Annotated in this window: 12 protein-coding genes and 1 pseudogene; 1 reads left to right on the top strand and 12 read right to left on the bottom strand. The window is 37.1% G+C overall.

All coding sequences use genetic code 11. The features are described 5' to 3' along the window. The 12 genes and pseudogenes from mmdA to LY60_RS11875 form a co-directional block, all read right to left on the bottom strand. Positions 1–554 (bottom strand): annotated as a pseudogene (gene mmdA, locus LY60_RS11925) (methylmalonyl-CoA decarboxylase subunit alpha); the annotation flags it as partial. Between the two features lie 157 nt (positions 555–711). Continuing rightward, a complete protein-coding gene (locus tag LY60_RS11920; RefSeq protein ID WP_145083985.1) occupies positions 712–1,914 on the bottom strand; it encodes a sodium ion-translocating decarboxylase subunit beta in 1,203 nt (400 codons plus the stop codon). A 26-nt stretch (positions 1,915–1,940) separates the two neighbouring features. Next, positions 1,941–2,063 carry a hypothetical protein gene (locus LY60_RS18345; protein WP_281291847.1) on the bottom strand — a complete coding sequence of 41 codons (123 nt, stop codon included), beginning with the start codon at positions 2,061–2,063 and terminating at the stop codon, positions 1,941–1,943. A gap of 151 nt (positions 2,064–2,214) precedes the next feature. Then, the gene (gene mce / locus LY60_RS11915) at positions 2,215–2,616 is read right to left on the bottom strand and encodes a methylmalonyl-CoA epimerase (protein WP_145083983.1); all 402 of its coding nucleotides are present in this window, start codon (positions 2,614–2,616) and stop codon (positions 2,215–2,217) included. Between the two features lie 185 nt (positions 2,617–2,801). Further along, positions 2,802–3,743 carry a methylmalonyl Co-A mutase-associated GTPase MeaB gene (meaB, locus tag LY60_RS11910; RefSeq protein ID WP_145083980.1) on the bottom strand — a complete coding sequence of 314 codons (942 nt, stop codon included), beginning with the start codon at positions 3,741–3,743 and terminating at the stop codon, positions 2,802–2,804. 18 nt (positions 3,744–3,761) lie between these two features. Next, positions 3,762–4,160: a coenzyme B12-dependent isobutyryl CoA mutase small subunit gene (gene icmB, locus LY60_RS11905; RefSeq protein WP_145083976.1), complete on the bottom strand. Its 399-nt coding sequence runs from the start codon at positions 4,158–4,160 to the stop codon at positions 3,762–3,764. Positions 4,161–4,173: 13 nt separating this feature from the next. Then, a complete protein-coding gene (locus tag LY60_RS11900) occupies positions 4,174–5,853 on the bottom strand; it encodes an acyl-CoA mutase large subunit family protein (protein WP_145083973.1) in 1,680 nt (559 codons plus the stop codon). A gap of 247 nt (positions 5,854–6,100) precedes the next feature. Continuing rightward, entirely contained in the window at positions 6,101–6,610 is a 510-nt protein-coding gene (locus tag LY60_RS11895) for a prolyl-tRNA synthetase associated domain-containing protein (RefSeq protein WP_145083970.1), read from the bottom strand. An 80-nt stretch (positions 6,611–6,690) separates the two neighbouring features. Next, positions 6,691–8,181 carry a succinyl-CoA:acetate CoA-transferase ScpC gene (gene scpC, locus LY60_RS11890; RefSeq protein ID WP_145083967.1) on the bottom strand — a complete coding sequence of 497 codons (1,491 nt, stop codon included), beginning with the start codon at positions 8,179–8,181 and terminating at the stop codon, positions 6,691–6,693. Positions 8,182–8,255: 74 nt separating this feature from the next. Continuing rightward, complete coding sequence (locus LY60_RS11885) at positions 8,256–9,662, bottom strand: YfcC family protein (RefSeq protein WP_145083964.1); 1,407 nt, start codon at positions 9,660–9,662, stop codon at positions 8,256–8,258. A 75-nt stretch (positions 9,663–9,737) separates the two neighbouring features. Next, positions 9,738–11,105 carry an amidohydrolase family protein gene (locus LY60_RS11880; protein WP_145083960.1) on the bottom strand — a complete coding sequence of 456 codons (1,368 nt, stop codon included), beginning with the start codon at positions 11,103–11,105 and terminating at the stop codon, positions 9,738–9,740. 28 nt (positions 11,106–11,133) lie between these two features. Beyond that, complete coding sequence (locus LY60_RS11875; RefSeq protein WP_145083957.1) at positions 11,134–12,318, bottom strand: M20 family metallopeptidase; 1,185 nt, start codon at positions 12,316–12,318, stop codon at positions 11,134–11,136. Positions 12,319–12,599: 281 nt separating this feature from the next. Here LY60_RS11875 and LY60_RS11870 point away from each other — a divergent pair, with 281 nt between their 5' ends. Continuing rightward, complete coding sequence (locus LY60_RS11870) at positions 12,600–14,531, top strand: sigma 54-interacting transcriptional regulator (protein WP_145083954.1); 1,932 nt, start codon at positions 12,600–12,602, stop codon at positions 14,529–14,531. Positions 14,532–14,627 lie beyond the last annotated feature (96 nt).

Genomic DNA, 14,627 nt, shown 5'->3' with positions numbered 1-14,627 from the left:
ACCATGAATATGAAATCTGTTATGGCAGGCGAATAAACTGCTCCTCCTGCACATGGTCCTAATATTACAGAAATCTGCGGTATTACTCCTGAGGCTATGGTGTTGTTGAAAAATATCTTGCCGTAGCCTGACAGCGCATCAACACCTTCCTGTATTCTTGCTCCGCCTGAATCGTTTATTCCGATTATAGGAGCTCCAACCTTGAGAGCCATTTCTTGAGTTTTCACGATTTTTGCTGCGTGCATTTCACCCAGGGATCCTCCAATAACCGTAAAATCCTGGGCATATATGTATACTAATCTTCCATCAACAGTTCCGTATCCTGACACAACTCCTTCGCCGGGATATTTCTTTTTGTCCATTCCAAAATTAACGCATCTGTGTTCAACAAAGGCATCAATTTCGGAAAAACTTCCTTCATCAAGGAGTTTTAAAATTCTTTCCCTGGCAGTCAGTTTGCCGCTTTCATGCTGTTTGTCTATTGCCTTTTGTCCGCCGCCCAGCTTTATTTTTTCATTTAATTCCCTGAGCTCCATCAATTTATCTTTTGGCATTTATACCTCCGCTTGATTTAATATTACTTTGAAGTTCAAAATAACGTTTGCAGTCCATCTTGAATATTAATAATTTATGAGTTGCCATGTGTTTTAAATTAAATTTCAAAAGTAATCGTATGTATTATTGCTCTGATATTTATATTCATACTGATCTCTACATGAGAGGTACCAGTGTGACATAAATTCCTGTAAGTATTGCAGTTGTTATTACTCCGCATATACTTGCACTCATAGCATATTCAAGAATGTAGCTGTAACGGTTCACTCTAAACACTTCTTTCTGTGCAACCTTAGCTGTTGTAGGAACACAAGATACTCCGGCTATACCTATAACAGGATTGAAATTTTTGTTGCTTATGAAATAAATGACATATCCGCCGATTATTCCCCCAATGCCTGATAAAAGCAGAGCTACAATTCCAAGGAACAGAAGTATGAGTATTTTAGGATTTAATATGGTGCTTGCTTCGCAAAGAACTCCAAGCATCAATCCCAAAAGAAACGTCGCTCCATAAAGGAACACATCTTCTATTAATTTGGTATATCTTTCAATTCCTGACTCACGTATGGCATTGCCCAGGAAAAAGCTGACAAACAATGGAGCAGCTGATGGAAAAAGCAGGCACAGCACTGCACATCCAACCACATCAAATGCTAGTTTTTCTCCGGAAGTTATACTTTTTTTTGCTGCAGTCTTTACTACCGTTGCCCTTATATCCTTAGGCACCATGAGTCTGACAAGGAAAGGATATCCGCCGTACGTAAGACTTAAGTAAAGATAAGCAACAATTGTGATTGGAACAAACAAATCCTTTGCAAGAAAAAGTGAAGCAAATAAAACCATTGGACCGTCAGCGCCTCCTATAAGAGATACGGCTGCAGCCTCTCCATATGTAAGTCCCATGGCATGGGCAATAGGAAAAGTTGCAATTGATCCAAGCTCTGCAAACATTGCAATGAGCATTCCTGTGAATGGATACTTCAATACGCATTCAACATCTGTGATAACTCCTATTCCCATGAACACAAAACATGCAACAAGACCATTGCTGAATGCAAAAGTATAAATAGGCTGAAGCCAGTCAATCTGCATTATGTTCATGAGGCTGTCTGTATCAGTTACAAGAGGGTCCATGAACAATGTTCCTGTCTGACTTGCCGAAAGAAACAATACTCCTGCATTGACAGCCAGCATGCCAAATCCCATGGGAATCATGATGAGGGGTTCAAGTATTTTTCTTTTACCAAGGTACACCATCAGCATGCCCAGAAGAATCAGAACAATTCTTGCTATGGCAATTTTTGGTTCCTGATAAAATAAAGTTCCTACCCCTTGAAAAAGATTTAATAAATTCATAGTAATTTTTCACGTCCTTAACTAAATTATGCATGTTTTTTGCCAAACTGCCTTATAACAAGCAATATCAATTTGATTATAAAGGCTATAAATATGGAAGCAGCAAAGCCCAATAAATATACCTTCAAAACGAAATAAACAGATTCCATTTTGTCTCCTTTAAACACTGTATTAATACTTAAGTTCTTTTTTTATAAAGCTGATAAATATCCATGCTATTGCCAAAACAATTCCTATTGATGCAAATGGACTTAAGTTAATCATGCTTTCACCTCGATTCATGATGTCATGAAATATAGACTAATTTCTTTCAGTAAGCTCTATTAAAACCCCGAATGTGCTCTTTGGGTGGCAAAATGCTATTCTTGCTCCTCCTGCGCCATAACGTGGTTTTTCATCAATCATTCTTATTCCTTTTTCCTTCATTTCAGCAATTGCTTCTTCAATGTTGTCAACTTTGTATGCTATGTGCTGAACACCTTCGCCGTTTTTTTCTATAAATTTTGCAATAGGACCGTCTTCTTGTGTTGATTCCAAAAGCTCTACTTCTGAATCTCCTACAGGAAGAAATGCAACTGTCACCTTTTGTTCTTCAACAACTTCTTTGCCTGCTGCTTTCAATCCCAGTATATTCTCGTAAAAATTTAATGCTTCATCTAAATTTTTTACTGCAACTCCTATGTGATCCACTTTCCTAACCATATTTCCTCCATTCTGTTCATCGAAAATCCCTGACGCTGTCATCCTGAACGATAGTGAAGGATCTCATCTTTATTGAAAACATGAGATTCTTACGTCTCGCCTCAGAATGACAACGTCAAAAGTTACTTTGTCTTCAACCTGAGGAATTCGGGCAGAGCCCGAATTCCTTCTTTAATTCTTAATTCTTAATTGTCTTTTCTAATTGCCTTTAAGAACTCGTCTCTTACTTCGTAAATATTTTTTTCCTTGCTGTAAACTTGTGCAACTCTTCCATCAAGCTTATTATCCTTGTCTGTGTGGGAAATTACAATTTTTCTAAGCTCTGTTTCAATAAGCTCCACAACTTCAAGCTTCATGTTGTTTTTTCGCCTTTTTTCCAGTTGACCGCTTTCTTCCAGGTACTGGATATGACTTTTTATTTCTCGGATCAAATTGTCGATTCCTTCATTTTTAACAGCAACAACTTTCACAATCGGAGGTCTTCTTTCCATGTCCATGGTTAAATCAAGCATCATGTTCACTTCAGTTGCCGTGCGGTCTGCTCCGAATAAATCGCTTTTGTTAATGACGAAAATGTCTCCGATTTCCATTATTCCTGCTTTGATTGACTGAATGTCATCCCCAAGCCCCGGAACCATAACCATCAAAATGGTGTCTGCAATCTTTACAATATCTACTTCAGACTGGCCCACTCCCACGGTTTCAATTATTATGTAGTCATATCCGGCGGCATCAAGAATTTTCAATGCATTTTTAGTGTATTTTGAAAGTCCTCCAAGGTATCCCCTTGTTCCCATGCTTCTTATAAATACATTGGGATTTAGGGCCAAGTCCTGCATTCTTATTCTGTCTCCAAGAATAGACCCTCCAGAATAAGGGCTTGTTGGGTCCACTGCTATTATGCCCACTCTTTTTCCTTCGTCTACAAGAGATTTCACAACTTTGTCTGTCAGAGTACTCTTTCCTGCTCCAGGAGGTCCTGTAATGCCTATTACATGAGCATGACCTGTGTGAGTGTGTATTTCTCTTATTATCTTTTCTGCTTCATCAGGGTTGTTTTCTGCAGCTGTAATCAGCTTTGCGCATGCTCTTTTGTCTCCCTCAAGCATTTTCTTAATCAATTCCATAAGGACTCCAAAAATCATTTAATTGTCTTTTATGTTATTTTTGATGAATTCAATCATTTCTGTAGTTGTTGTTCCAGGAGTAAATATTTCTGCAATTCCTGCTTCCTTAAGTCCCGGTATGTCGTCATCGGGGATTACTCCTCCGCCTATTACAAGTATGTCGTCAGCTCCCTGTTCCTTTAAGAGTTCAACAACTCTCGGGAACAAATAGTTGTGTGCTCCTGATAAAAGGCTCATTCCAACTACATCAACATCTTCCTGTACTGCTGCTGCAACTATCTGCTCAGGTGTCTGTCTAAGTCCTGTATATATAACTTCCATTCCTGCATCTCGAAGTGCCCTGGCAATTACCTTTGCTCCTCTGTCATGACCGTCAAGACCCGGTTTGGCTACCAATACTCTAATAATTTTGCTCATTTCATCCTCCTAATTAAAGCAGCACTGCCTGCTCATATTCTCCGAACACATCTCTCATTACCTGGCATATTTCTCCTAATGTTGCATATTCCCTAACTGCATCAAGAATATAAGGCATCACATTTTCAGTGCCCTGACAAGCTGTTCTCAAAGCTTCCAGTCTTGATTTAACAGCATCGTTGTTTCTGGCTGATTTCACGTCGTGGATTTTCTTTGTCTGCATTTCTCCTACAATAGGATCAACTCTCAAGAGTCCCTTTGGTGATTCTTCCTTAACCTGGTATTTGTTCACGCCTACTACTATTCTGTCAAGGGATTCTATTTCCATCTGATATTTGTATGCTGAATCTGAAATTTCCTTTTGGATGTATCCAAGATCAATTGCTCTTGCTGCTCCCCCAAGGTCATCAATTTTTGAAATATATTCCATTGCCTTGTCTTCAATTTCTTTTGTCTTTGCTTCAATAAAGTATGAACCTGCAAGAGGATCTATTGTGTTTGTAACTCCTGTTTCGCTTGCAATTATCTGCTGTGTTCTAAGAGCTATAGTAACTGAATCTGTTGTAGGAAGAGCCAGTGCCTCATCTCTTGAATTTGTATGAAGAGACTGAGTTCCTCCGAGTACTGCTGCAAGTGCCTGCATAGCAACACGAATGATGTTGTTGTCAGGCTGCTGTGCTGTTAATGTGCATCCTGCTGTCTGTGTGTGGAACTTGAGCATCATTGATTTTTCGCTTTTTGCATGGAATCTTTCCTTCATTATTTTTGCCCACAATCTTCTTGCTGCTCTGAATTTGGCAACCTCTTCAAACAAGTCGTTGTGAGAGTTGAAGAAGAATGAAAGTCTTGGTGCAAATGTGTCCACATCAAGGCCTGCCTTTATGGCTGCTTCAACATATGCAATTCCATCGGCAAGTGTGAATCCAACTTCCTGAGCTGCTGTTGAGCCTGCTTCTCTTATGTGGTAGCCTGAAATGCTTATGGTATTCCATTTAGGAACTTCTTTTGAGCAATATTCAAAAATGTTTGTTATGAGTCTCATGGAAGGCTCAGTAGGGAATATATAAGTTCCCCTTGCTATGTATTCTTTAAGAATGTCGTTTTGAATTGTTCCTCTAAGTTTGTCCGCAGAAACCCCCTGCTTTTCTCCAACAGCTATGTACATTGCCAAAAGAACTGCTGCAGGTGCGTTTATTGTCATTGATGTGCTTACTTTGTCCAAAGGAATTCCATCAAAAAGTATTTCCATGTCCTTAAGAGAATCTATGGCAACACCAACTTTACCAACCTCTCCCTGTGCCAGTGAATGGTCTGAATCATATCCAATCTGAGTAGGCAGGTCAAATGCAACAGACAGTCCTGTTGAACCCTGGCTTACTAGATATTTATATCTTTCATTTGATTCTTCTGCAGTGGCAAAACCGGCATACATTCTCATGGTCCAGTTTTTTCCTCTGTACATTGTTGGTTGGCAGCCTCTTGTAAAAGGATACTGCCCAGGGTAACCGATTTCTTCCACATAATCTATTTCTGCAACATCTTCCGGAGTGTACAGTCTTTCTACAGTTGCTCCTGAGACACTTCTGAATTCTTCTTTGCTTTCCGGAGATTTCTCCAGCGTTTTATTCAATACTTTTTCTTCCCAATTTTCTCTGGCTGTTTTTATTTTTGAAAGCTCTTCATTATTTAACATGCATACCTCCACTTGTTTGTTTAACAATATATTTCTCAATAAATATAATCTAAAAAGCTTTTTTTTGCAAGATGTTAACCCAAAATGACTCCAAATATTTCAAACTTGCAGTAAAAGTTGCAAAATTGTGTTTAACATTGTGTCTTAAGTGCTTCTTAAGATTGAAATATCAAGCAGGATTATATTTTTTCAATTTTCTTGAGACTTTTTTAAGGCTGCTTAAAATAAAAATAATTTTTATTGTCTGTCATGGTTTTTGGGCTATTTTCAAGGAAATCGTTTGGTATCGATTTCCGCTTTCCTCTAAAAACATCATCATGTCTGATACTTTGATTACCAAAGTTGATGTATTCACGTTTGGATGGGAATTGATGAATTCTTCTTTCATTATGTCTTCGTCCACATAAACTGTGACTTCATGTTCTGTATCGTTTATTATTCCAAAAATCGATACAGAGCCCGGAGTTAATTTCAAATACTTCATCATCCTTTCAGGTGAAGCAAAACTTATGTTTTTTTCTGAAATAATTTCTCCGAAGCCCTTTACATCAAGTACCTTATCCTCGCACATGACCACCAGGTAATGGCTGTCACCTTTTCTATTCCTTAAGAATAAATTCTTTGTATGAACTCCCTTTAACCCGCTTGTGTAAATGTCGGCCTCACGGCATGTGAATACTGCCGGATGGTCGTGCTTTTCGTAATCAATATGAAGTTTTTCAAGAACTTCATAAACTTTCTTTTCATTGTGGTCCATAAGCACCTCGCATTAATTTGATAACTTAACTGTATCAAATATAAATACTTTTTACAACAATGCTTTCATTTCTATATATTTTATTTCATAGATCCTGTTTCAAGATATCTTTCATGCCATGACAAAGCTTCCCTCAGTATGTGGGGAGTTTGGCTGTTATTTGTTTTATTTTTTGCACTTATATAATAATCCCAAAGCATTTTTTTATAATCTTCATGGGCACAATTTTCAATTATCAGTTCTGCTCTTTCTTTTGGAGACAATCCTCTTAAATCTGCAACACCATTTTCCGTAACCAATACCATAACATCATGCTCAGTATGATCAACATGTGAAACCATTGGTACAATTGAAGAAACCCTGCCATTTAGTGCTATTGATTGTGTTGTAAACACAGAAATATAAGCATTGCGCGCAAAATCTCCAGATCCGCCTATTCCATTCACTATTTTGCTTCCCATTATATGAGTTGAATTTACATTTCCGTATATATCTGCTTCTATAGCAGTATTTATTGATATAACACCCAGTTTTCTTATAATTTCCGGGTTGTTGCTTATTTCCTGCGGTCTCAGGATAATTTTATCCTTGTAGTTAGAAATATTTCTATAAAAATCATCCAAACGTTCAGGTGATATTGTTAAAGATGTTGCAGAAGCACTTACTAGCTTTCCGCAATCCATGAGATCCAATGCAGAATCCTGCAGCACCTCAGAGTAAAAGTATAGGTTTGAAAATTCAGAACTGCACAGGCCTCCCAATACTGCGTTGGCAACACTGCCTACTCCGGATTGTAAAGGAAGCAAATCCTTCGGAAGTCTGCCTTTATTAACTTCAGCCTTTAAAAAAGAAATTAAATTTTCAGCCATCAATTTTGAATTATGGTCTATTTCAGCAACTTTATTTGTTTTATCCGTTATATCAGAAAAAACTATTGCAACAATTTTGTCAGGATTACAGGGAATGTACGGCGTACCTATTCTGTCACATACATTTATAATTGGAATTGACTTCCTAAGCGGTGGATTCGAAGTTGAATATATGTCATGCATTCCTTCAAGTTCTTGGGGCTGCCAAGTATTTATCTCAACAATGACTTTATTTGCACATTCAACAATTACATTTGAATTGCCTACAGAAGTGCTTGGAACTATACCTCCATCTTCAGTGATTGCAACAGCCTCTATTATAGCTGTGTCTATCTGCCCCAAAAACCCATATTTTAAGTATTGTGCCGAATGGCTTAAATGAATATCATTATATTTAATTTTTCCGCTGTTAATGGAATTTCTGATATCTGGATTTGTCTGGTATGGATATCTTCTTCTTATAATTCCCTTTTGTGCAAGAATACCATCCAGCTCAGGTCCTACGGAGGCTCCGGTAATTAAATCTATCTGAATATTCTCTCCATTCTCAACCCTTCTTGCAAGAGCAGCAGGCAATGCTTTTGGATATCCTGACGGAGTGAATCCTGATGTACCTACGATGCTGTTATTTTTTATAAACATTGCTGCTTCATCAGCACTCATAATTTTGTCTATTAATTTTTTACATCTTACTCTTTCCATTTGACTTCTGACTCTCCTTTTTGCTCTAATATCTGTATAAAAGCTCCCCGTGAGAGGAGCTTAAACATTATGTGTTAGAATGGTCCGTAATTGATTAAAACTGAAATAACCATGAATACTGCAGCCATCAATGTCCAAAGGCCTATAAGAGGAGCCACGTATTTAACCCATGTTTCATACTTGATTTTTGCAACAGACAGGTTTGCAAGCAATACTCCTGAAGTTGGAATTATTGAGTTTGATATACCATCGCCAAACTGATATGCAAGAACCGCTGATTGTCTGGTTAAACCTATTACCTCAGAAAGCGGCGACATAATAGGCATTGTTGTTGCTGCCTGACCGGAACCTGATGGAATGAAGAAATTCAGTATAGACTGAACCAAAAGCATACCAACAGCACTTACAGTCTTTGGAAGTGCTGAAACCACACTTGCCATACTAAACACAATTGTATCGATAATCATGCTGCCTTCCATTATTACAAGCAATCCTCTTGCAAGACCAACAACCAAAGCTCCTGTTGTCATATCTCTTGCTCCTGTAATAAAATTCTTTGCAATGTCATCAAAATTCATACCACCTGCAAGACCTCCTATAATTCCTATGGATAGGAAAATTGCAGCGATTTCTGTAATATACCATCCGTATTTAAAAACTCCGAATATCAATATACCCATACCTATGGCGAAAATTGACAGAACTGCCGTGTGCCTTCCAGTCATTTGCATAACGTTGTTCAAGTCAATTGCATGATCTTTTTCTTCCAGCTCGAGCTCATAAACCAAACTTTTTGTAGGATCTGCCTTCACTTTGTTTGCATATCTGTATATGTAGGCTATTATAAGAACTACTGTACAAACCCAAATCACAAGTCGAAGCCCGATACCTGAGAACATAGGAAGTTCAGCAATACTCTGCGCTACTCCTACAGTAAACGGATTCATGAAACCTGAAGTAAAGCCTGCTGCTGCACCAAGCGCCACTATGGACATACCTACAATTGCGTCATAACCTAAAGCTCTGGCAAGAGCAATTCCAATTGGCACAAACACAATTGCTTCTTCTGCCATACCTATTGTGGCTCCTCCCAAAGAAAACAATACTACAATAATAGGGATGAGAAGCTTTTCTTTTCCTTTAAGACTCAACGCTACCTTGCTTATTCCTGCTTCAATTGCTCCAGTCTGATTTACTACATTAAAGGAACCACCAACAATAAAAATAAAGAAAACTATACTTTGAGCTGCTCCAAGTCCTTTCGGAAATGCTTTCAACACATCAAAAATTTTCGCCGGTGTTGACTCAACTTGAGCATACGATTCCGGATCAACAACCATTCTTCCTGTTGCTGACTCAACTTTTTGATACTGTCCCGCAGGTATTACATAAGTAAGAATTGCAACTATGATAATCATCAAAAACAAGATTACATAAGTGTGCGGAACTTTGAATTTTTTCTTCTTTACATCTTTTTCCATAAAAGCCTCCTCAGTTTTTTTATTAAAAATCAATAAACTATTGTTTATTAATCATTAATACAGAAAAATATTAACTTAAGCTTCACCACGCTTATAGAATCTTCCAAGCGTATTGTTTATGACGTTTCCATTATTTATTGCAATTTGACCCCCTAAAATTACATATTTAATCCCTTCCGGCCTAAGTTGAGGATCCTGAAAAGTGGCCTTGTCAATTATCCTGTCGAAATCAAATATTGCAATGTCAGCATCAAATCCTTCCTTCAGTAAACCTTTTCTTTTCAATTTCAATCTTTTAGCAGGCATCAGTGTCATTTTGTTAATTGCATCAAAAAACTCCATTGACTTTTTTTCTCTGACATAATGTCCTATTACCCTGGGAAATGTCCCTGCTCCTCTGGGGTGTCCGGAATGATTTCTGTAAATACCGTCACTTGCTATCATAACCATTGGGTGATTTAACGCTTCAACTATTTCATCCTCATTCATTACATTTGCTACAGCAAGCATTTGGGGATATTCTTTCCTGGCCTTTTCAAAAATTTCTCTGTTGCAGTACACTCCTTTAAACGGCTCTTCAGTGAGCATAATCGAATCATAACTCTTGTTCCATGACTCAAAGCATCCTTCGTCAAATACAGCCGAACCAATAAAAGTACTAAATGCAGCATAAGGGTATGCATCAACAGACAAATCTATGCCGTTTAATTTTATGTTCTCTATAAGTTTCAGTGCTTCCGTCATATTGCCAAAAGCACTGCAGCTTGACAGGTGGGAAATTTGAAAAGGAATTTTTGTCTCCTTGGCAATCTCTGCCATTTCATTTATAGAATCGAGTGCGTTCACAGCATCTTTTCTATAGTGGGCTGAAAGCAGGAGATCATTTCTTCCTCTTATGTGCTCAGTAATTTCTATTGCCTCCTCTAAATCAATTCCCGGACAATATTCCAATCCATAAGATACTCCCACAGCTCCGAAATCTATTGCTTCTAAAGTCATTGACTGCATTTTTTTAATCTGGCTCATTGTTGATCTTTTATAAATATCTGTGCTTCCAACCTGATTTCTTAAATAGTTGTGGCCTATATACGACATATAGTTTACGGGATTTCCCTTTTCTTCAATAAATTCACTTAGCATTTCTATGCTTTGTCTATTGTTTCCGCAATTTCCAGCAACACATGTTGTAACGCCCATATTCAGCATTGTTGCAGAAATATCATATTCCTGCTTTTTAGTAAGTGTAAAATCTTCTTCATGCATGTGTATATCTATAAAACCAGGTGAAACATAATGGCCTTCAGCATCTATGACTTTTCTTGACTGTGCCGTTACATGACCCATATGGATTATGGCTCCGTCTTTTATACCCAAATCACCTTCTATTATTTTCCTGTTTTCAACATCGATTATTTTACCGTTAACTATTTTTAAATCAAGCATTGCTTCTCCTTTTAAGTACGATTTTTAATTACTGACAAAACTCCTCTGCAATCCGTGTATATATTTCAACATAATTATCAAGGTCTTTCACAGGTATCTTCTCATCTTTTCCATGTGAATATTTCAGATCTCCGGGACCTGTAACAACTGTGGGAATTTTACCATAGGTTGAAAGTACACCGGCATCTGTCCACCCTCTTCTTTTTTCTATGTTAGGTTCACAGCCGTTAAATTCTTTTAAAACATTGTATACCGTTAATGCTATTTGAGAATCAGGCTGGGCAATGAGTGGTGCATGGTCAAATTCTTCCATCATGTTTGATTCCATTCTTATTATTTCTGCCTTGAATTCAGGATCTTCCTTTTTGAGCAAGTCAATAATGTCCTGATATTCCTTTATTACACTTTCAACATTTTCATCCGGAAGATATCTTCTGTCTATTTGAATAATACAGCTGTCAGCAACAGAACTGGGCTGTGTTCCTCCTTTTATAAGTCCGAAGTTCATTACTGATGGTCCCATCCATTCATTTTGCCTTTGTTTTAATTTCGGCATAAGTTCATCTTCAATTTTTCTAATTAACTTTGCAGCCTTGGAAATTGCATTAATACCCAGCTCTGGAATTCCTCCGTGGGCAACTTTCCCTTCAATTCTTATTTCAAGCCATTCAAGTCCTCTATGGCCTAACGCATAGCCATAGTTTGAAGGTTCTCCCACTATGGCACCGTCGGCTTTTATACCGCTTTTCACTACATACTCAGTACCATCGCTTTCTTCTTCCTCTCCAACAACAGCAGTAAGAATTATGTCTCCTCCCAATATCTTCCCTTTATTTTTAATGTTAAGCATTGCAGTAATCATGCATGCCAATGCCCCCTTCATGTCATTGGCACCTCTTCCAAGAACATATCCGTCTGCTATGTCTGCCCCAAAAGGTTCCACAGTCATTTCATATGGAGGAACAGTATCTGTATGTCCGTTAAAAATCAAGTTTTTTCCGGTACCGCTTCCTTTAAGCCTTGCTATTACGTTTCTTCTTTTTCCTTCAACATTCTGAAACTCCACATCAAGTCCGTTTTCACTGCAATAATTGTAAATGTACTCCGCCACATTGGATTCCCTGTTTTCTACATATTTGTGGCTGGGTATCCTTATTAGTTCTTGAGTAAGTTTTGTAACTTCACTTAAATTCTCAAAATTATCTGTATCCATACTAACCTCCATTAGCTAAGTATAATGTTTATAATTCTGGCCGAAAAGTCAACTTTAAAAATCAACTTTAAAAATCAACACAACTATTTGTATTTACATAATTTCACAAAAAATATATAATGTATGTATAAAATAATATAAGCAATTTTTATGCCAATCTGTATGTACTGAATTTTATGTATTTCTGTTATATTCTTTCATCATATGTTCACTTTTTAAATTTATAATGTTTAAATAGTGAACATTCGTTAATAAAATAAACGTGAGAAGGAGTCCATTAATTGATACCGAAATTTATTATTACTTCACCTAACAATAATTTCACCGAAATGGTTAGAAACACAACCAATGAAATTGCATTTGACGATTACATATTAATAGAAGAGGCTTTCGATGAAGCTGTTGAACAGGTTAAAAGTCTTTCCATGAAATATAATATTTCTGTAATCATAAGCAGAGGTATAACAGCAAAAATGATTAAAAGAAGCACAGATATACCGGTTTTGGAAGCTCAGGCAACTCCTTTTGACATAATAACTTCCATTGTTGAAGCTATGAAAATATCTAAAAATATTGCATTTATTCATTATGATAATTTCTTTACCGATGATTTTTCAAATCTGAAGGATATACTCAACATCGATTTAACCGAATATCATTACAACAATATTTATGATATTGAACAATGCGTCTATCAAGCTTATTCAGATAAAAAGCAGGTTGTTATATGCGGGTATGGCCACATTCAAAACATATGCAGCAAACTTGGAATTCCTTTTGTTATGTACAGCACCAGCAATTACTCCATGAAGGAAATATTGTCCAGGGCACTTCTCATCAGATATGCAGAAGAAAGACAATACAGACACGAAAACCAACTAAGGACATTCATAAATGAAATGCCGGATGGTGTATTGTATCTGGATGAACACAACGTAGTAACACTCATAAACAACATTGGAAAAAAACTTCTCAATATAAACTCAGATCAGGATATAATAGGGCAGACGGTTAGTAATTTCATTAAAAATTATGATTTTATTGAAATTATTAACAGCAAAAATCATGAGACAGGAAAAGAAATTGAATTTTCAGGAAACAAAATACTCATGCGATCCACGCCAATATTTGCCAAAGAATTTTACATAGGTACCGTAATCAGTTTTCAGAAAAGTTCATATATATCGTACTTGGATCATAATGTCAGAAGACAAAACATTAAAAAAGGCTTGAATGCAAATGCAACTTTCAAGGACTTGGAAGATACAACAATCTCATCAAAAATGAAGGAATGTATTGACAAGGCAACAAGTTATGCTCAAACTGACAGCACCATACTCATAATAGGAGAGAGCGGAACCGGAAAGGAAATGTTCGCACAAAGCATTCACAATGCATCAAATAGGCATGGTCAGCCCTTTGTTGCAATAAATTGTGCAGCACTTTCACAGAATTTAATTGAAAGTGAGCTTTTCGGCTATGAGGAAGGAGCATTTACAGGCGCTAAGGTCGGAGGAAAGCCAGGATATTTTGAACTGGCTCACAACGGAACATTATTTCTTGATGAACTGGGACTGCTTCCCCTTAACATTCAAGTTCAGCTTTTAAGAGTGCTGCAGGAAAGACAGGTTCTAAGGATAGGCGGCACAAAAATGATACCCATAAACATTAGAATTATTGCAGCCACAAATGCAGATTTACTTGATGCAGTAGATAAGGGTACATTCAGACACGATTTGTACTACAGGCTTAATGTTCTTAATATTTCAATACCTCCATTAAGGCAGCGAATTGAAGACATTCCTTTGCTGATTCATCATTATTTAACCTTTTATAATGCTCAGTACAGCAAAAATATTGTATCCTGCAGCAATGATTTCATTTCAGCATTTCAATGCCATGACTGGAAGGGGAATGTACGCGAACTAATGAATTATTTGATGCGAATTGTAATACTTTCAAACAGCCATGTGCTTACTTCTGAGGATATTAAAAAAAGTGAAATAAAACTTTCTTCAAAACATCATTGTTCCCATGAAGTAAGAGATGAAAGTGAAAATGTTTTAAAATTAAGTGCCGGATCTCTTAATTCCATGGAGCAGGAAATTATCAGCTGGTATATGGATAAATACAGCGGCAACAGAGCTATGGTAAGTCAAGCACTTAACATAAGCAGAACAACACTGTGGAAAAAGCTGAAAAATATAAAATGAAGGGATGGCTAGCCATCCCTTAGACTATTGACAAACCTAATTTCTATATCGTATGGGCGGATCTTGTATCCGCCCGTATTGATAATTCAATAATTT

It is taken from the genome of Sedimentibacter saalensis (genome assembly GCF_007830175.1).
Lineage (GTDB): Bacteria > Bacillota > Clostridia > Tissierellales > Sedimentibacteraceae > Sedimentibacter > Sedimentibacter saalensis.
This window is presented reverse-complemented; position numbering and strand designations above follow the sequence as displayed.